This is a genomic window from Streptomyces sp. NPDC002306, assembly GCF_053593435.1.
Genome location: NZ_JBSFCK010000013.1, coordinates 64,343 through 82,226, shown reverse-complemented (window position 1 = coordinate 82,226; position 17,884 = coordinate 64,343). Strand labels below are relative to the sequence as shown.

Genomic DNA, 17,884 nt, shown 5'->3' with positions numbered 1-17,884 from the left:
TCTTCGGAATGTGAACGCGCGACCCCTTGACGGGTATACGAAGCCGTCATTTACTCACGGCTCGCAACGCCTCCCCACCCCCACCTCCAGAAGGGCGGCGCTCCATGAGGAGATCCACCAGGGCGGTCCGGCTGCTGATCGCAGGACTGCTCACCACGGCCGGGTTCACCGCGGCCGTGCCGGCCCACGCGGCCGGCGAGCAGGTCACGCCGTGGCTGACCACCACCGACGACAGCGGCGGACGGCATGTGGTCCGCGGACTCCAGGCGCAGGCCCCGTTCGCCTTCCAGTCGGGTGCCGGCGGCAGCGGTGAGAACATCACCGTCGACGAGAACACCCGGTACCAGACCTTCACCGGCGGCGGCGCGTCCTTCACGGACACCGCGGCCTGGCTGATGAACAGCAGCGGGGCGCTGTCGCAGGCGACCCGGGACGCGACCATGCGGAAGCTGTTCTCGCCGACGGACGGGATCGGGCTGTCGTTCCTGCGCAACCCCATGGGCGCCTCGGACCTGGCGCGGTTCGGGTACACCTACGACGACGTGCCCGCCGGGCAGACGGACGCCTCGCTGGCCAAGTTCTCGATCGCGCACGACCTCGCGGACGTCGTGCCGCTGACGAAGCAGGCGCTCCAGCTGAACCCCTCGCTGACGGTGACGGCCTCACCGTGGACCGCGCCGGCCTGGATGAAGGACAGCGGCCAGCTCAACGGGGGCTGGCTGAAATCCGAGCACTACGGGGCCTACGCGTCGTACTTCGTGAAGTACCTCCAGGCGTACCGGGACCAGGGGGTGCCGGTCTCCTACGTGACGGCGCAGAACGAGCCGACCTGCTGTTCCGGGTATCCCTCGATGAGCTGGAACGCCTCGGGTCTCGCCTACTTCACCAAGAGCGAGCTGCTGCCGAAGCTCGCGGCGGCCGGGCTGTCGACGAAGGTGCTGGCGCACGACTGGAACTGGGACGTGTACGACGCGTACGCGGCGCAGACGGTGGACGACGCGGCGGTGCGGTCGCATCCCAACTTCGGGGGCATCGCGTGGCACGGCTACGGCGGTGACGTGGCGAAACAGACGTCCGTGCACAACCAGTACGCGCAGCTGGACGCGTTCGGCACCGAGCACTCGGGCGGGACGTGGATCGCCAACCAGCAGCGCGAGGACATGCTCAACATCGTCGACTACACCCGCAACTGGGCGAAGTCGGTGACCAAGTGGTCGCTGGCGGTGGACCAGAACATGGGCCCGCACAACGGCGGTTGCGGGACCTGCACCGGGCTGATCACGGTGCACAACGGCGACGGCGCGAGCGGCACGGTCGACTACACCGTCGAGTACTACACGATGGGCCATCTGACGAAGTTCGTACGGCCGGGGGCGCAGCGGATCGCGTCGACGGCGTCGGCGGCGGTGCCGAACGTGGCGTGGCGCAATCCCGACGGCAGCAAGGCCCTGATCGCGTACAACGACGGGTCGGCCGCGAAGACCGTGACCGTCAACTGGGGTGCGCAGCACGCGACCTACTCGCTGCCGGGCAGGACGTCCGCGACCTTCACCTGGTCGGGGACGCAGTCCGGGGGCGGGGAACAGTCGGGCGCGTTCGTCGGGCTGGCGGGCAAGTGCCTGGACGTGGCGGGCGGTTCGTCGGCGAACGGCACCGCGGTGCAGCTCTACGACTGCAACGGGTCCACGGCGCAGCGGTGGACGGTGCAGGCCGACGGCTCGGTGCGGGCGCTCGGCAAGTGCCTGGACGTGACCTCGGCGTCGACCGCGGACGGGGCGAAGGTCCAGTTGTACGACTGCAACGGAACCGGTGCGCAACGGTGGTCGTACAACGCCTCGTCCGGTGATGTGGTGAACACGGCGGCGGGCAAGTGCCTCGATGTGACGGGCAATTCGTCCGCCAACGGGGCGCGGGCGCAGATCTGGTCGTGCACCGGGGCCGCCAACCAGAAGTGGCGTCTGCAATAGGCCCCCGCGTCCCACGGGGGCGAAGGGGGCGGTCATGCGGCGTCGGCAGGCGGATACGACGGCTACGGGGGCGGGGCCGGACCCGCTGAGCGGGTGCGGCCCGGCCGGGGCGCCGCCCGCCGTACGACGGGCGGGAGCTCGGGTGCGACGGCGGGCGGCCTCGCTGGCGGGCACGCTCGGCGCGCTGGCCCTGCTGAGCGGATGCGGGGCCGAGACGCGCCCCCTGGCGGCCGTCCACCTGGACGCCTCGGGGAACCCGTGGGCGCTGGTGCGGCCGTGCGGTGACGACCTCGTACAGGGGCTCGGGCTGCACGGCACGCCGGCCGCCGCCGCGGAGGCCGACGCGGACTCCGCGCCCGGCCTGTCCGGCTGGCGTGTCCCCGGTGAGCGGCACATCGCCGACGCCGCGTTCCCGCTGTTCTCGCCCCCGGCCGCCTGGCGGGCCCGCCCGGCCGGAGAGCAGCGGCTGCTGCCGGGGTACTCGTACGAACTGGTCTTCGGGAAGGCCGAGTACAACTACGAGTACACCGGCTCCGTCACGTTCCGCGCCGCCGACCTGCGGGGGCTCGGACCCGGCCGGGTGTGGGCCGAGGACCGGGCCATGAGCCTCGGCGAGTTCGAGCGGCTCGCCGAGGACTCCTGCTGAGGCACCGCTACCGCGCGGGCTCCACCCCGGCCCGCAGCAGCCCGTACGTGTACGCGTCCTCCAGCGCCTGCCACGAGGCGGCGATGACGTTCTCCGCCACGCCCACCGTGGACCACTCGCCCGCGCCGTCCGACGTCGAGATCAGGACCCTGGTCGTGGACTGGGTGCCGTGCTTGCCCTCCAGGATGCGGACCTTGTAGTCGACCAGCTCCAGCCTGGCGAGCTGCGGGTAGATCTTCTCCAGGGCCAGCCGCAGCGCCCGGTCCAGCGCGTTGACCGGGCCGTTCCCCTCGGCGGTGGAGACGATCCGCTCGCCCTTGGCGAAGAGTTTGACCGTGGCCTCGTTGGCGTGCGAGCCGTCGGGGCGGTCCTCGACGATCGCGCGCCAGGACTCGACCTCGAAGTAGCTGCGGGCCCGGCCCTCGGCCTCCGCGCGCAGCAGCAGTTCGAAGCTCGCGTCGGCGGCCTCGAACGTGTAGCCCTTGAGTTCGCGTTCCTTCACGCGCTCGACGACCCGGCCGACCAGGGCGCGGTCGCCGCTGATGTCGATGCCGAGTTCCTTGCCTTTGAGCTCGACCGACGCGCGGCCCGCCATGTCCGACACCAGCATCCGCATGGTGTTGCCGACCTGCTCGGGCTCGATGTGCTGGTAGAGGGCCGGGTCGACCTTGATCGCGGAGGCGTGCAGGCCGCCCTTGTGCGCGAAGGCCGACACTCCCACGTAGGGCTGGTGGGTGGCCGGGGTCAGGTTGACCACCTCGGCGATCGCGTGCGAGATGCGGGTCATCTCGCGCAGTGCCCCCTCGGGCAGGACCTTCATGCCGTACTTCAGCTCCAGCGCCGCGACCACCGGGAAGAGGTTGGAGTTGCCGACGCGCTCGCCGTAGCCGTTCGCCGTGCACTGGACGTGGGTCGCGCCCGCGTCGACGGCGGCCAGCGTGTTGGCGACCGCGCATCCCGTGTCGTCCTGGGCGTGGATGCCGAGCCGGGCGCCGGTGTCGGCGAGGACGGTGGCGACGACCGCCTGGACCTGGGCCGGGAGCATGCCGCCGTTGGTGTCGCACAGGACCACCACGTCGGCGCCGGCCTCGTCGGCCGTACGGACGACGGCCTTCGCGTACTCGGGGTTGGCGCGGTAGCCGTCGAAGAAGTGCTCGCAGTCGACGAAGACCCGGCGGCCCTGGGAGCGCAGGAAGGAGACCGTGTCCCGCACCATCTCCAGGTTCTCCTCCAGGGTGGTGCGCAGCGCCAGCTCCACGTGCCGGTCGTGGGACTTCGCGACCAGGGTGATCACCTGGGCGCCGGACTCCAGCAGGGCCTTGACCTGCGCGTCCTGCGAAGCCTCGGCGTTCGGCCGGCGGGTGGAGCCGAAGGCGACCAGCGTGGCGTGCCGGAATTCGATCTCCTGCTGGGCGCGGGCGAAGAACTCCGTGTCCCGCGGGTTGGCGCCGGGCCAGCCGCCCTCGATGAAGCCGACGCCGAAGTCGTCCAGGTGCCGTGCGATGGCCAGCTTGTCGGCGACGGTGAGGTTGATGCCCTCCCGCTGGGCGCCGTCGCGCAGGGTTGTGTCGAAGACGTGGAACGAGTCGTCGAGCTCGCTGGTTTCCGTCATGGTGTGAAGGCTCCTGTTTTGGATCTCGGTCTACCGGAATGACCGGCTCCACCGTCCCCCCCATGGTCCCTCGCGCTTGCCTCCCGGCTGAAGGTGGGCCAGGAAAACGAAAAACCTCTCGCGGGTGCGAGAGGTCTGCGCGCGGGTCGAGGACACGATGGCCGCCCGTACCTGGTCGTACGTGGCGGTCACTGCGGACCGGCGCGCCTGCTGCCAATAATCATGGCGAACGAGAGCACGGGGGAAGTCTGGCACAAAACACCCCCGGGTCCGCCGGGCGTCTCAAAATGCGGTCGCCTGGGTGGACGGGGTGGAGGGGACGGGTGGCGCCGCCGGCGGGCACCGGCGGCGCCGGGCCGGTCAGCGCGTGCGGCGCACGAAGACGTCCGCGAGCGCGTTGGTGTCGCCGGGGACCAGGTCGTCGGCCTCGGAGCGGAAGACCACCTCCCGGCCGCCGCGGGAGACCGCGCCGGGCAGGGCGAGACCGCTCGACGCCACCGGTGTCCGCCGGCTGGTGCGCACGTCGAGCAGCGACAGGGCGTCGCCCCGCGCCAGCAGGACGTGCCGGGCCGAGCCGTCGGCGGCGACCGCGACGGCGCCGTCGGGGCCGATCCGCCGGGCCCGGCCGCCGCTCGAATCGACCAGGCGCGCGGTGTGCGCGCCGTCCGGGGACGTGGAGTCGAGGACCAGCCACCGTCCGTCGCCGGACAGCCCCGCGAGGCCGGTCGAGCCGTAGGCGTCGGCGTCCGCCCGGCGCGTCTCGCCCGAGTCCAGGTCCCGGACGTGGACCTGCTCGGTCCGGCCGCCGGCGCCCGCCACGAGCAGCCCGTAGGCGACGGTACGGCCGTGGGCGCCGAGCAGCACGTCGGTGACCGTGCCCGCGGCCGGGGACGGGGTGACCTGTTCGTCGGTGCCCGTGACGAGGTCCCGGACGTACAGCACGCTCCCCTGCGTCGGCGTCCGGCCGGCCAGGCTGTACGCCACGTACCGGCCGTCGGCGCTGACCGCCTGGGCGGTGCCGATGTCGTAGCGGGGGCCCTCCGGCGGCGGATCCGGCCACAACTGCCGGGTCAGTCCGGTCACCCGGTCGTACACGTACGGCATCGTGAAGCGGTCGCCGGAGGAGTACGCGACCGTACGGGCGTCCGCGCTGACGAACACCCCGCTCGTGTAGTACGCCGTGCCGGGCACCCGGATCAGCTCGCCGGTCCGCAGGTCCTTGAGGTAGGCGCAGGTGAATCCGGAGGCCGGGCAGTCCGGTGCCGGGTCCACGGCCGTGAACGCGGCGTACCGGCCGTTCGCGCTGACCTGGCCGCCGTACACGTACGTGCTGAACTGGCCGCCGTCGCCGCCGGTGTCCACGCGCTCGTAGCGCGGGGCCCGTCCGGGGACGGACGCGGCCGGCAGGGCGGTGGTGAGGGCGAGAGCGGCGCCCAGGGCCGCGCCGCACAGTGTTCGTCTCATCGGTGACTCACTCCCGGATCCCCCGGTCCCCCGGCCCCGCGCCGAGGGCTCTCCCCGAGGCAAACGCACCGGGAGCCGGCGGGTCAATCCGCTGTATTGCGTACAACCAGGGCGTCCGCTCAGGTGTCCGCGAGGAGGCTCTCGTCCAGGAACTCCCGTACGTGGCCGAGAATGCGGTCCCGGTCCGTGCCCCGCAGCCCGATCGCCACGTGGATGGAGAAGCCGTCGAGCAGCGCCCGCAGCCGGGCCGCGCAGCGATCCGGGTCTACGGTTCGGAACTCCCCCCGGGACATGCCCTCCGCGATCAGCGCCACCAGGTCGCGGTGCCAGGCCCCCTCGATGGCGGCCTGGCGGTCGCGGGCGTCGTCGTCGGCGTTCTGCGAGCGGTTCCAGACCTCCAGCCAGAGGGTCCAGTGCGGGTCGCGGTGACCGTCGGGGACGTACAGGTCGACATAGGCGTCGAGGCGCTCGCGGACCGAGCCGCGCCCGGCGAGCAGCCGCCCGCGCTCCGCGCCCAGCCGGCCCTCGCTCCACTCCAGGGCCTGGAGCAGCAGTTCGTCCTTGGAGCGGAAGTAGTACAGGAGATGGCCGCTGCTCATGCCGACCTCGCGGCCGAGCGCCGCCATGGTGAGCTTCTCGAGACCGCGCTCGGCGATCATGTCCATGGCCGCGGCGAGGACCTCCTCGCGCGGCGGCGCGTTCCTGCGCGCCCGGGCCGCACCGGCCATCCCCGCTCCCCCTACTCCTGGACCCTCGGCTGCTGCTGGGTGACACAGTGGATGCCACCGCCACCGGAGAAGATCGTACGGGCGTCCACCAGCGTCACCGCTCGCCGCGGGAACAGCCGGCGGAAGATGCCGGCCGCGATCTCGTCGCGCGGGTCGTCGAAGCCGCACAGCACCACTCCCCCGTTGCAGAGGTAGTGGTTGATGTAGGAGTAGTCGGCCCAGTGCCCGTCGGCCTCCAGGACGGTCGGCGCGGGCACCTCGACGACCTCCAGCGGGCGGCCTCGCGCGTCGGTCTGCGCCTTCAGCAGGCCGACGACCTCCTTCGTGACCTCGTGGTCGGGGTGCGCCGGGTCGGGCTGGTGGTGGGCGACCACCACGCCCGGCCCGGCGAAGGCGGCGACGATGTCGACATGGCCGAGGGTGCCGAAGCCGTGCGGAGGATAGTCGCCCGTGAGGCCGCGCGGCAGCCAGATCGCCTTGCGGGTGCCGAGCTGGGCGTGGATCTCCGCCTCGACCCGCTCCTTCGTCCAGTCCGGGTTGCGCTCGGGGCCGAGCTGCACCGTCTCGGTCAGCAGGACGGACCCCTCGCCGTCGACATGGATCGCACCGCCCTCGTTGACGAGCTTCGAGGCGTACGTCCGTGCCCCCGCGAGATCCGCGACCTGCCCGGCGATCTTCGCGTCGTGCTCCCAGCGGGCCCAGGGCTGGGCGCCCCAGCCGTTGAACGTCCAGTCCACGGCGGCCAGCCCGCCCTTGCCGTCGGTGAGGAAGGTGGGGCCGATGTCCCGCATCCAGGCGTCGTCGAGTTCGCGTTCGACGCACTCGACGCCGGGTCCCAGCAGCGCGGCGGCCTCCGCGGCCTGGCCCGCTCCGCACACCACCGTGACCGGTTCGAAGCGGCGGACGGCGCGGGCGACGGACGCCCAGGCCTCGCGCGAGGCGGCGAGGTCCTCGGGGTCGTCGAAGGTCGGGTTGGGGCCCGGCCACGCCATCCAGGTGCGCTCGTGCGGGGTCCACTCGGCGGGCATGCGGAAGCCGTCGGCGGCTGCGGACATGGAAGGAGTCCTTTTCAGAGGAAGTACAGGCGGTTGAGGGAGACCGAGTCGGCGGGCTCGGACCGGACCGGCTCACCGTCGAGGGTGACCAGTCCGGTGCGCTGGTCGACGTCGACCGCTCCGGTACGGGAGTTCAGGCGCAGATCGGCCGGGCCGATGCCGCGGGTGCCGCGCACCGCGACCCGGCGACGGCGGGTCGGCATCCGGTCGTCGCCCTGGTCGAGGGCGGCGCGGGCGACGAAGGCGACGGAGAGATCGGCCGGTGTCGCGCCGTACGCGCCGAACTGCGGTCCCAGCACCAGCGGTTCGCAGGTGTCGGTGGCCGCGTTGGGGTCGCCGACCACGCCGTACGCCGGGAAGCCGGCCTTGAGCACCAGCTGCGGCTTGGCGCCGAAGTACTCCGGCCGCCACAGCACGATGTCGGCGAGCTTGCCGGTCTCGATCGAGCCGACCTCGTGCGCGAGGCCGTGGGCGAGGGCGGGGTTGATGGTCAGCTTGGCGATGTAGCGCAGGACCCGTTCGTTGTCGTGGTCCTCGGGGGCGCCGAACTCGGCCTTCATCTTCCCGGCCATCGCGAACGTACGGCGTACGGTCTCCCCCGCCCGCCCCATGCCCTGCGCGTCCGACGAGGTGATGCCGATCGCGCCCAGGTCGTGCAGCACGTCCTCGGCGCCCATCGTCCCGGCGCGGATGCGGTCGCGGGCCATGGCGGCGTCGCCGGGCAGGTCGGGCTTGAGGTCGTGGACGGAGACGATCATGCCGTAGTGCTCGGCGACCGCGTCCCGGCCGAAGGGCAGGGTGGGGTTGGTGGAGGAGCCGATGACGTTCGGCACGCCCGCCATCTTCAGCACGTTCGGCACGTGTCCGCCGCCGCAGCCCTCGATGTGGAAGGCGTGGATGGTGCGGCCCTCCAGGACCCGGAGGGTGTCCTCGACCGACAGGCACTCGTTCAGCCCGTCGCTGTGCAGGGCGACCTGGACGTCGTGCTCCTCGGCCACCCGCAGCGCCGTGTCCAGCGCGCGGGTGTGAGCGCCCATGTCCTCGTGCACCTTGAAGCCGGACGCGCCGCCCTCGGCGAGGGCCTCGATCAGCGGGGCCGGGTCGGAGGACGAACCCCGGCCCAGGAAGCCGATGTTGACCGGCCAGGCGTCGAACGCGTTGAAGGCGTGACGCAGCGCCCACGGCGAGTTGACGCCGACCCCCCACACCGGTCCGAACTCCTGCCCGATGATCGTCGTCACGCCGGAGGCGAGCGAGGCCTCCATGATCCGCGGTGACAGCAGGTGGACATGGGTGTCGACGGCCCCGGCGGTGGCGATGAGCCCCTCGCCGGACACGATGGACGTGCCCGTACCGACCACGACGTCGACCCCGTCGAGGGTGTCGGGGTTGCCGGCCCGACCGATCGAGTGGATCCGGCCCTCCCGGATGCCGATCGAGACCTTGCGGATCCCCTGCACGGCGTCGATCACGACGACGTTGCTGATCACGACGTCACAGGTGTCGCGGACGGCGGCCGCCTTCAGGTGCAGGCCGTCACGGGCGGTCTTGCCGAAGCCGGCCAGGAACTCGTCGCCGTACCGCTGGGCGTCGGACTCGACGCGGATGGTCAGCCCCGAGTCGCCGAGCCGGACGCGGTCGCCGGCGCGAGGGCCGTGGGTGGCGGCGTACTCGTAGGGATTCATGCCTCAGCTCCCAGATATCCGCAGGCGGCGGCCCTGCGCAGGGCCTCTTCCCGGGCTCCCGGCGCGTCCAGCGCCCCGTCGACCAGACCGGCGAAGCCGATCGCGATCCGCTCGCCGCCGATCGGCACGAGTCCGACCTCGGCGCTCTCCCCCGGGCCGAAGCGCACCGAGGAGCCGGCCGGGACCGCCAGCCGCATCCCGTAGGCCCGCTCGCGGGCGAAGTCGAGGCGCGGGTTGGCCTCGAAGAAGTGGAAGTGGGACGTGATGGAGACCGGGACGGTCGCGGTGTTGGTGACCGTCAGCCGTACGACCGCCTCGGGATCGGCGTGCTCCGGTCCCGGCAGCAGCGCGCCCGGTCCCCGCTCGCCCAGTCCGCCGCCGCCGATCGGGTCGCCGACGACCGCGAGCCGTGAGCCGTCGTCGAAGACGGCCTCCACGTGCACCTCGGTGACCACGTCGGCGACGCCCGGCAGTACGTCGTGCGGGCCCAGCACCGACCGGGCGGCCTCGATGGCCTCCGCGAGCCGTTTCCCGTCCCGGGCGGCCTCGCAGACGGTGTCCGCGATGAGCGCGGTCGCCTCCGGCACGTTCAGCCGCAGGCCACGGGCGCGGCGGGCGCGGGCCAGTTCGGCGGCCCCGAAGAGCAGCAGCCGGTCACGTTCGGTGGGGGTGAGTCTCACGACGCGGCACCTCCTTGCCTTCCTGACGTTTAGAGCATCACTCTAAACGGCGGATTCATGGAACCGAAACATTGACGGTCGAGCTTTGTACACGTCACATTGAACGTCGCTCAAACATTCTCGCTCACACACGGTCGTTCAGGCACGGTCATGCCGAGACGGCCGTTCCGACGGGGCGGTACCCGGCCGTCGTCGCACGGACGTCGCCCGGCCGTTCCGACATTCCGAGGTTCGTCGAAGGAGACCAGCCATGCCGATAGAACAGCGCGGGGTCGACACCATCCCCGACGAGGAGCGGACCAGCGGCCCGCGCGACCTCGTCTCGATCCTGCTCGGCTCCAACCTCTGCCTCGGCGTGATCATCTTCGGCTGGCTGCCGCCGTCCTTCGGACTCGGCTGGTGGGCGTCGGTGAGCTCGATCGTGGCGGGCACGGCGGTCGGCACGGCCCTGACGGCCCCGCTGGCGCTGGTCTCCCTGCGTACGGCGACCAACCTCTCCACCTCCTCCGGCGCCCAGTTCGGGGTGCGCGGCCGGCTGGTCGGCTCGGTGGTCGGCCTGCTGCTCGCCCTCGGCTACACCGCGCTGACGGTGTGGATCGGCGGTGACGTCATGGTCGACGTCCTGCACCGGCTGTTCGGGCTGACGGCCTCGGGAGCCTCGTACGCCCTGGTGTACGCGCTGCTCGCGGCGGCCACCGTGGCCGGCGCCGTCTACGGCTACCGGGTGCTGCTCGCCATGTCCCGTGTCCTCGCGATCGGCATGACGGCCCTGCTCGTGCTGGGCGTGATCGCCTACGCCCCGCACTTCACGACCGCCGCGCTGCCGGAGACCGGCGGCTATCTGCTGGGCGGGTTCTGGCCGACCTGGTTCCTGGCGACGGTGGCCGCCGGCCTGTCCGGCCCGATCGCCTTCATCACCCTGCTCGGCGACTACACCCGCTACATCTCACCCGCCCGCCACTCCTCGCGCCGGGTCCTGCACGCGACCTGGCTCGGCCTGGCCCTGGGCCTGCTGGTCCCGCAACTGTTCGGCACCTTCACGGCGTACGCGGCGGGCGCAGCCCTGGACTACGCGGGCCCGCTCGTCTCCGCCTCCCCCGGCTGGTACCTGGTGCCGCTCCTGCTCGCCGCCTCCGCGGGCTCGGTCGGCAACGCCGGTCTGATGCTGTACTCCATGGGCCTCGACCTGGACGCCATCCTGCCCCGCGCCTCCCGGGCCCGCGCCACGGTCACGGTGGCGGTCGTGGCCACGGCCTGTGTCTTCGTCGGCCATTACGCGTGGAACGCGCAGTCCGCGATGACGTCCTTCGTGCTGCTGCTGACGGCGATCGGCACGCCCTGGGCGGTCATCACCCTCATCGGCTTCGTCCGCGGCGGCGGACGGTACGACGCGGACGCCCTCCAGGTCTTCAACCGCCGGGCGCGGGGCGGGATCTACTGGTACCGGGGCGGCTGGAACCTGCCGGCCACCGCCTCCTGGGCGCTCGGCGCGGCCGTCGGCCTGCTGGCGGTGTCCCTGCCGTCGTACGAGGGCCCGCTGCTGTCGCTGACGGGCGGGGTGGACTGCAGCTTCCTGCTGTCGGGACTGGTCGGCGGGGCGGCCTACCTGCTGGGGACGGGCGGGGTGGGACGCGACAGGGCCGCCGCGGACACGGAGTCCGGGGCGGCCCTGACGGACGGCGCGGTCCAGGACCTGCGCTCGTACCGGTCCTAGCCGAGCTCGTGCATCCAGCCGTGCTTGTCCTCGGCCGTGCCGCGCTGGATGTCCAGCAGGGCCCGGCGCAGCGTCATGGTGACCTCGCCGGGCTCACCGCCCGACTGCCGCCACTCGGTGCCGTCCCGCTTGACGGTGCCGACCGGGGTGATCACGGCGGCGGTGCCGCAGGCGAAGACCTCGGTGAGGGTCCCGTTCTCGGCGTCGTGCTGCCACTGGTCGACGGAGACGCGGCCCTCCTCGGCCTCGTAGCCGAGGTCGCGGGCGACGGCCAGGAGGGAGTCGCGCGTGACGCCCTCCAGGATCGAACCGGACAGGGCCGGGGTGACGATCCGGTCGCCGTACACGAAGTACAGGTTCATGCCGCCGAGTTCCTCGACCCACCGGTGCTCGACCGCGTCCAGGTAGCAGACCTGGTCGCAGCCCTTGGCGGCGGCCTCGGCCTGGGCGAGCAGGGAGGCCGCGTAGTTGCCGCCGGTCTTGGCGTCGCCCATGCCGCCGGGGACGGCGCGGACGCGGTCCTCGGAGACCCAGATGGAGACCGGCCGCACCCCGCCGGGGAAGTACGCGCCGGCCGGGGAGGCGATGACGATGAACAGGTACTCGTTGGCGGGCTTCACCCCCAGGCCGACCTCGGTCGCGATCATGAACGGACGGAGGTAGAGGGACTCCTCGCCGCCGTGCGCGGGCACCCAGCCCTTGTCCTGCTGGACGAGCAGGTCACACGCCTCGATGAACGTCTCGACCGGCAGCTCCGGCATCGCCAGGCGCCGGGCGGAGCGCTGGAAACGCTTGGCGTTCTGGTCCGGGCGGAAGGTGGCGACCGAGCCGTCGGGGCGCCGGTAGGCCTTCAGTCCCTCGAAGATCTCCTGGGCGTAGTGCAGCACGTTGGTGGCCGGGTCGAGCGGGATCGCCGCATAGGGGACGAGCTGACCGTCGTGCCAGCCGCGGCCCTCGGTCCACTTGATCGTCACCATGTGATCGGTGAAGTGGCGGCCGAACCCGGGGTTCGTCAGGATCGCCTCGCGCTCGGTGGCGGAGAGCGGGTTGGCGGAGGGCTTCAGCTCGATCGTGGGCGTCGTCATGAGTAGGTGTCCTTCACCGGTTGTAGTGACGGGCCGCGCTCACGCCCGCACGGCCGGTGGCCAGTGATAGGACGTCCGAGCATTCCCTCATACCGCGGCTCCGCGTTCGATTATCGCGCGAGGCCCGCGGCGGAAGAAAACGGGGTGAATGCGGCCCAGGGTTGATGGTGGCACCCGGCGCCGCGTACGAAAAGCCGCCGGGTGCGGATGCGACCCGACGGCTTCGAGTGATTCGAGTGCCTGGGGGTCCCCCCCAGGACTTTCAGGCTCTGGGGAAAGGTCAGCCGGCTACTCGTACGGAGAGGGCGTCACCGATCTCGGTGGTGCTGCGGGCGGGCAGCGCGACCCGCTCCGCGAGGTCGGCGGAGACCGCGTCCTCGATCCGGGTCGCTTCGGCGTCGTAGCCGAGGTGACGCAGCAGGAGCGCGACGGACAGGACCGTGGCGGTGGGGTCGGCCTTGCCCTGGCCCGCGATGTCCGGGGCCGAGCCGTGCACCGGCTCGAACATGGACGGGAAGTCGCCGCTCGGGTTGATGTTGCCGGAGGCGGCGACGCCGATGCCGCCGGAGACGGCCGCGGCGAGGTCCGTGATGATGTCGCCGAAGAGGTTGTCGGTGACGATCACGTCGAAACGCTCGGGCTGGGTGACCAGGTAGATGGTCGCCGCGTCGACGTGGACGTACTCGGTGGTGACCTCGGGGAACTCCTCGGCCACCTGGTTGAAGACGTTCGTCCACAGGTGACCCGCGAAGGTCAGCACGTTGTTCTTGTGGACCAGCGTGAGCTTCTTGCGCGGGCGGGCCTGGGCCCGGGCGAAGGCGTCGCGCACCACGCGCTCGACACCGAAGGCCGTGTTCACGGAGACCTCGGTGGCGACCTCGTGCGGGGTGCCCTTGCGGATGGTGCCGCCGTTGCCGGTGTACGGACCCTCGGTACCCTCGCGGACCACGACGAAGTCGATCTCGGGCTGGCCGGCCAGCGGGGTGGCGACGCCCGGCAGCAGCTTCGACGGACGCAGGTTGACGTGGTGGTCGAAGGCGAAGCGCAGCTTGAGCAGGAAGCCGCGCTCCAGGACGCCGGACGGCACCGACGGGTCGCCGATCGCGCCGAGCAGGATGACGTCGTGCCGCTTGAGCGCTTCGAGGTCGGCGTCGGTGAGGGTCTCACCGCTGGCGTGGTAGCGCCGGGCGCCGAAGTCGTACTCCTTGGTCTCCAGCTTCACATCCTGCGGCAGGACGGCGGAGAGGACCTTGAGACCCTCGGTCACGACCTCCTGGCCGATGCCGTCACCGGGGATCACTGCGAGATTGATGCTGCGAGACATGCGGGCACCCTACTCCGCGTCCCATGGGATGACACGGGGTGTCCGCCATCCGGACACCCCGATGGCGGACGGAGTCATTCCGTCGGGTTGTGTTCACCCCCGCGTGGGGCGGCTGTCGGCGTTCGCTGGGAAGTTCACGGACATGGACCTCCCCGACGTCGGTATCCCGCCGCGGCTCGCCCGCCGGATGAGCATGGCGGAGCAGTACGAGTACCTGCGCACGAAACTGTCCCGGCGCCGCGCCCTGGTGAGCGCGGGCGCGGTGGCGGGCGGGCTGCTGACCGGCTGTTCCGGGACGGACACCGGCACCGCCGTCCCCGGTCCGTCCGCCACGGCCGCCGCTCCGTCCGCGGTGACCTCCCGCGTCCCCGGCTCCGCCGTCGCCCCCTTCGGCCGGCATCTCGCCTTCGGCGCCGACCCGCGGACCGGGATGCGGGTCTCCTGGCAGGTGCCGGCCGCGGTGCGCGGGCCGTATCTGCGTCTCGGGGCGCGGCCGGACGACCTGGGCCGGCGGATCGGGGCCGAGGTGCGCGCCCTGCGCACCCCGGGGGTGCCCGGAGTGCGCCCGGCCGTGGAGCAGTACTACGTGCACGCGGCCCTGGACGGACTGCTGCCCGGCACGACGTACTACTACGGCGTCGGCCACGACGGCTTCGACCCGGCCGCGGCCCGGCACCGCGCCACGATCGCCTCGTTCCGCACGGCACCGGCGAACCCGGAGACGTTCGTGTTCACCGCGTTCGGCGACCAGGGCGTCTCGCGGGCCGCCACCGCCACCGACCGGGTGCTGCTGGCCCGGAACCCGGCCTTCCACCTGCACGCCGGCGACATCTGCTACGCGGACGCGAACGGGCAGGGCAAGACGTCGGACGGGTACGACCCCACCTACTGGGACCTGTTCCTGCGGCAGACCGAGCCGGTCGCCCGGTCCGTGCCGTGGATGGTGACCACCGGCAACCACGACATGGAGGCCTGGTACTCCCCGAACGGCTACGGCGGGCAGTCGGCCCGCTTCTCGCTCCCGGACACCGGCTTCGACCCGCGCACCGCGCCGGGTGTGTACTCCTTCGTCTACGGCAACGTGGGCGTGGTGGCGCTGGACGCGAACGACGTGTCGTACGAGATCCCCGCCAACCGCGGGTACACCGACGGCCGGCAGACGGCCTGGCTGGACCGCAGGCTGCGCGAGCTGCGGGCGGCGCCGGACGTCGACTTCGTCGTGGTCTTCTTCCACCACTGCGCCTACTCGACCTCCGCGCACGCCTCCGACGGCGGGGTGCGCGCCGAGTGGCTGCCGCTGTTCGCCCGTCACCAGGTGGACCTGGTGATCAACGGGCACAACCACGTCTACGAGCGGACCGACGCCGTGAAGAACGGCGCGGTGGGCAGACCGGTGCCGGTCGGCGGGTCCACGGATCCGACCCGGGACGGCATCGTGTACGTCACCGCGGGCGGCGGCGGCAAGGACCTCTACGGCTTCCCGGCGGGCGCCGACGAGAGCTACGAGGGCCGGGTCGCCGACCGCGAGTCGGTCGAGACCTTCCACTGGACGACGTCACGGCAGCAGCAGGCCGAGACCGTGGCCTGGTCGCGGGTGCGCTACCGCGGCTTCTCGCTGCTGTCCGTGGAGGCGGCCGGCGGCCCGTCGCCGCGGCTGACGGTGTCGGCGCTCGACGAGAACGGCAGGCGCATCGACCATTTCGAGGTGCGGCGCGGGGCATGACCCCGCGCCACACCCCGGCGGGCGCGGCTCCCGGTACCAGGGTTCGGCTCAGCGCGTTCGGCTCGGTGGGTTCGGCTCGGTGCGTCGGGGGCGGCGGGTTCGGCTCAGTGGCCGGTCTCGCCGCCGTTGTCACGGCGGTCGAGGGCGCGCTGGAGCGCGGCCGCGGCGTTCTTGCGGTCGGACTCGCTCGTGCGGGAGACGTGACGGACTCGGCGGCGGACGGTCGTCTCGGCCATGGGAAATCGACTCCTTCGAGGTCCGGGAGTGCGGAACGGTTTACGAGACGCCGGAAGGGGCGGGGAGCGAGGGCCGCAGGGGTTGCCTGCGTGGGGCCCGGCTCACGACCGCCATTCGCTTGATCGAGCGAGACGTTCGGCTTCTTCCACGCTAAGCGAGGAGCGCGCGCCTGTCTCTACAATTACTCGGACTTCCTACTATCTGAGACGGCGACGCCCCCTGCCCGCTCCGCGGAACCCGCGCGGGCACGCGAACGGGCCGGGCCGAAGAAGATCGGCCCGGCCCGTCACCCGACGGCGGGGTGTCAGCCCATGTGCGGGTACGTGTAGTCGGTCGGCGGGACCAGCGTCTCCTTGATGGCGCGGGTCAGCGTCCAGCGCGTGAGGTTCTGCGGGGCGCCGGCCTTGTCGTTGGTGCCGGAGGCACGGCCGCCGCCGAAGGGCTGCTGGCCGACCACGGCGCCGGTCGACTTGTCGTTGATGTAGAAGTTGCCGGCCGCGTAGCGCAGCTTCTCCATCGTGTACGCGGTCGCCGCGCGGTCGCCCGAGATGACCGAGCCGGTGAGGGCGTAGTCGGAGACGGACTCCATTTGGGTGAGCATCTCGTCATACGCGTCGTCCTCGTAGACGTGCACGGCGAGGACCGGGCCGAAGTACTCGGTCGTGAAGACCTCGTTGGCCGGGTCGGTGCACTCGATGACGGTCGGGCGCACGAAGTAGCCGACCGAGTCGTCGTACGAGCCGCCCGCGACGATCGTGCAGGACGGGTCGTCCTGCGCCCGGTCGATCGCCGCCTTGTTCTTGGCGAAGGCACGCTCGTCGATGACCGCGCCGATGAAGTTCGAGAAGTCGGTGACGGCACCCATGGTGAGGTGGTCGACCTCGGCGGCGAACTCCTCCTTGAAACCCGAGTTCCAGATCGACGCCGGGATGTACGCCCGGGACGTCGCGCTGCACTTCTGGCCCTGGTACTCGAAGGCGCCGCGGGTCAGCGCGGTCTTGAGCACGGCGCGGTCGGCGCTCGGGTGGGCGACCACGAAGTCCTTGCCGCCGGTCTCGCCGACCAGGCGCGGGTAGGTGCGGTACTTCTCGATGTTGGTGCCGACCGTCTTCCACAGGTACTGGAAGGTCTTGGTCGAGCCGGTGAAGTGGATGGCCGCCAGGTCCCGGTGCTCCAGGGCGACCTTGGAGACCTCGATGCCGTCGCCGGTGACGAGGTTGATGACGCCCTTGGGCAGACCGGCCTCCTCCAGCAGCCGCATCAGCAGCACGGCGGCGTGGGTCTGGGTCGGGGACGGCTTCCACACGACCACGTTGCCCATGAGCGCGGGGGCGGTGGGCAGGTTGCCCGCGATCGCGGTGAAGTTGAAGGGGGTGATCGCGTAGACGAAGCCCTCCAGCGGGCGGTGGTCCATGCGGTTCCACACGCCCGGGGAGTTCGCCGGCGGCTGCTCGGCGAGGAGCTGGCGGGCGTAGTGGACGTTGAAGCGCCAGAAGTCGACCAGTTCGCAGGGGCAGTCGATCTCGGCCTGCTGGGCGGTCTTCGACTGGCCGAGCATCGTGGAGGCGGCCAGCGTCTCGCGCCAGGGGCCGGCCAGCAGTTCGGCGGCGCGCAGGATGATCGCCGCGCGGTCGTCGAAGGACATCGCGCGCCAGGCGGGCGCGGCGGCGAGGGCCGCGTCGACGGCGTCCTGCGCGTCCTGCTGGGTGGCGTTGCGGTAGGTGCCGATGACGGCCTTGTGGTCGTGCGGCTGGACGACCTGGAAGGCCTCACCGCCGCCCATCCGCCGCTCGCCGCCGATGGTCATCGTCAGGTCGAGCGGGTTCTCGGCGAGCTCCTTGAGCTTGGCCTCCAGGCGGGCGCGCTCGGGCGAGCCGGGGGCATAGCCGTGCACCGGCTCGTTGACGGGGGTGGGGACCTGGGTCACAGCGTCCATGGGTTCCGTAACTCCTTAGTGAGCGGTG

Annotated in this window: 14 protein-coding genes; 4 read left to right on the top strand and 10 right to left on the bottom strand. The window is 71.8% G+C overall.

The window, feature by feature from the left end; translation table 11 throughout:
• Positions 1-104 precede the first annotated feature (104 nt).
• Positions 105-1,967, top strand: a complete 1,863-nt coding sequence (locus tag ACWCQK_RS24790) for a lectin (protein WP_451158367.1) — start codon at positions 105-107, stop codon at positions 1,965-1,967.
• Positions 1,968-2,109: 142 nt separating this feature from the next.
• Positions 2,110-2,613, top strand: a complete 504-nt coding sequence (locus ACWCQK_RS24785; protein ID WP_451158365.1) for a hypothetical protein — start codon at positions 2,110-2,112, stop codon at positions 2,611-2,613.
• Positions 2,614-2,620: 7 nt separating this feature from the next.
• On the opposite strand, the gene cimA is transcribed toward ACWCQK_RS24785, so the two are convergent.
• From cimA to ureA, 6 genes are all read right to left on the bottom strand, one after another.
• Positions 2,621-4,225 carry a citramalate synthase gene (cimA, locus tag ACWCQK_RS24780; RefSeq protein ID WP_451158363.1) on the bottom strand — a complete coding sequence of 535 codons (1,605 nt, stop codon included), beginning with the start codon at positions 4,223-4,225 and terminating at the stop codon, positions 2,621-2,623.
• 360 nt (positions 4,226-4,585) lie between these two features.
• A complete protein-coding gene (locus ACWCQK_RS24775) occupies positions 4,586-5,689 on the bottom strand; it encodes a hypothetical protein (RefSeq protein WP_451158361.1) in 1,104 nt (367 codons plus the stop codon).
• Between the two features lie 119 nt (positions 5,690-5,808).
• Entirely contained in the window at positions 5,809-6,417 is a 609-nt protein-coding gene (locus tag ACWCQK_RS24770) for a TetR/AcrR family transcriptional regulator (RefSeq protein ID WP_451158359.1), read from the bottom strand.
• Between the two features lie 11 nt (positions 6,418-6,428).
• Positions 6,429-7,472, bottom strand: a complete 1,044-nt coding sequence (locus tag ACWCQK_RS24765; RefSeq protein ID WP_451158357.1) for an agmatine deiminase family protein — start codon at positions 7,470-7,472, stop codon at positions 6,429-6,431.
• Positions 7,473-7,486: 14 nt separating this feature from the next.
• Positions 7,487-9,157 carry an urease subunit alpha gene (locus ACWCQK_RS24760; RefSeq protein WP_451158355.1) on the bottom strand — a complete coding sequence of 557 codons (1,671 nt, stop codon included), beginning with the start codon at positions 9,155-9,157 and terminating at the stop codon, positions 7,487-7,489.
• Positions 9,154-9,837 (bottom strand): urease subunit gamma, encoded by a 684-nt coding sequence (gene ureA, locus ACWCQK_RS24755; protein ID WP_451158353.1) that lies wholly within the window; start codon positions 9,835-9,837, stop codon positions 9,154-9,156. Before ureA ends, ACWCQK_RS24760 begins: the two co-directional genes overlap by 4 nt.
• Positions 9,838-10,087: 250 nt before the next feature.
• Between ureA and ACWCQK_RS24750 the strand changes: the two genes are divergently transcribed.
• Complete coding sequence (locus ACWCQK_RS24750) at positions 10,088-11,551, top strand: cytosine permease (protein WP_451158351.1); 1,464 nt, start codon at positions 10,088-10,090, stop codon at positions 11,549-11,551.
• Here the strand turns inward: ACWCQK_RS24750 and ACWCQK_RS24745 are convergent.
• Positions 11,548-12,636 carry a branched-chain amino acid aminotransferase gene (locus ACWCQK_RS24745; protein ID WP_451158349.1) on the bottom strand — a complete coding sequence of 363 codons (1,089 nt, stop codon included), beginning with the start codon at positions 12,634-12,636 and terminating at the stop codon, positions 11,548-11,550. The genes ACWCQK_RS24750 and ACWCQK_RS24745 overlap by 4 nt on opposite strands.
• A 280-nt stretch (positions 12,637-12,916) precedes the next feature.
• A complete protein-coding gene (locus ACWCQK_RS24740) occupies positions 12,917-13,960 on the bottom strand; it encodes a 3-isopropylmalate dehydrogenase (RefSeq protein WP_451158347.1) in 1,044 nt (347 codons plus the stop codon).
• Between the two features lie 142 nt (positions 13,961-14,102).
• On the opposite strand from ACWCQK_RS24740, the gene ACWCQK_RS24735 reads away from it, so the two are divergent.
• Positions 14,103-15,683: a purple acid phosphatase family protein gene (locus ACWCQK_RS24735; RefSeq protein ID WP_451158345.1), complete on the top strand. Its 1,581-nt coding sequence runs from the start codon at positions 14,103-14,105 to the stop codon at positions 15,681-15,683.
• Positions 15,684-15,787: 104 nt separating this feature from the next.
• On the opposite strand, the gene ACWCQK_RS24730 is transcribed toward ACWCQK_RS24735, so the two are convergent.
• Positions 15,788-15,919: a hypothetical protein gene (locus ACWCQK_RS24730; RefSeq protein ID WP_015493350.1), complete on the bottom strand. Its 132-nt coding sequence runs from the start codon at positions 15,917-15,919 to the stop codon at positions 15,788-15,790.
• 305 nt (positions 15,920-16,224) lie between these two features.
• The gene (gene pruA / locus ACWCQK_RS24725; RefSeq protein WP_451158343.1) at positions 16,225-17,856 is read right to left on the bottom strand and encodes an L-glutamate gamma-semialdehyde dehydrogenase; all 1,632 of its coding nucleotides are present in this window, start codon (positions 17,854-17,856) and stop codon (positions 16,225-16,227) included.
• Positions 17,857-17,884: the final 28 nt, after the last annotated feature.

Excerpts from the sequence above, each read along its gene's own strand:
- ACWCQK_RS24740 (WP_451158347.1), bottom strand. The coding sequence starts at position 13,960 with ATGTCTCGCAGCATCAATCTCGCAGTGATCCCCGGTGACGGCATCGGC.
- ACWCQK_RS24745 (WP_451158349.1), bottom strand. The coding sequence starts at position 12,636 with ATGACGACGCCCACGATCGAGCTGAAGCCCTCCGCCAACCCGCTCTCC.
- ACWCQK_RS24790 (WP_451158367.1), top strand. The coding sequence starts at position 105 with ATGAGGAGATCCACCAGGGCGGTCCGGCTGCTGATCGCAGGACTGCTC.
- pruA (WP_451158343.1), bottom strand. The coding sequence starts at position 17,856 with ATGGACGCTGTGACCCAGGTCCCCACCCCCGTCAACGAGCCGGTGCAC.
- ACWCQK_RS24750 (WP_451158351.1), top strand. The coding sequence starts at position 10,088 with ATGCCGATAGAACAGCGCGGGGTCGACACCATCCCCGACGAGGAGCGG.
- cimA (WP_451158363.1), bottom strand. The coding sequence starts at position 4,225 with ATGACGGAAACCAGCGAGCTCGACGACTCGTTCCACGTCTTCGACACA.
- ACWCQK_RS24760 (WP_451158355.1), bottom strand. The coding sequence starts at position 9,157 with ATGAATCCCTACGAGTACGCCGCCACCCACGGCCCTCGCGCCGGCGAC.
- ACWCQK_RS24765 (WP_451158357.1), bottom strand. The coding sequence starts at position 7,472 with ATGTCCGCAGCCGCCGACGGCTTCCGCATGCCCGCCGAGTGGACCCCG.
- ACWCQK_RS24730 (WP_015493350.1), bottom strand. The coding sequence starts at position 15,919 with ATGGCCGAGACGACCGTCCGCCGCCGAGTCCGTCACGTCTCCCGCACG.
- ACWCQK_RS24775 (WP_451158361.1), bottom strand. The coding sequence starts at position 5,689 with ATGAGACGAACACTGTGCGGCGCGGCCCTGGGCGCCGCTCTCGCCCTC.
- ACWCQK_RS24770 (WP_451158359.1), bottom strand. The coding sequence starts at position 6,417 with ATGGCCGGTGCGGCCCGGGCGCGCAGGAACGCGCCGCCGCGCGAGGAG.
- ACWCQK_RS24735 (WP_451158345.1), top strand. The coding sequence starts at position 14,103 with ATGGACCTCCCCGACGTCGGTATCCCGCCGCGGCTCGCCCGCCGGATG.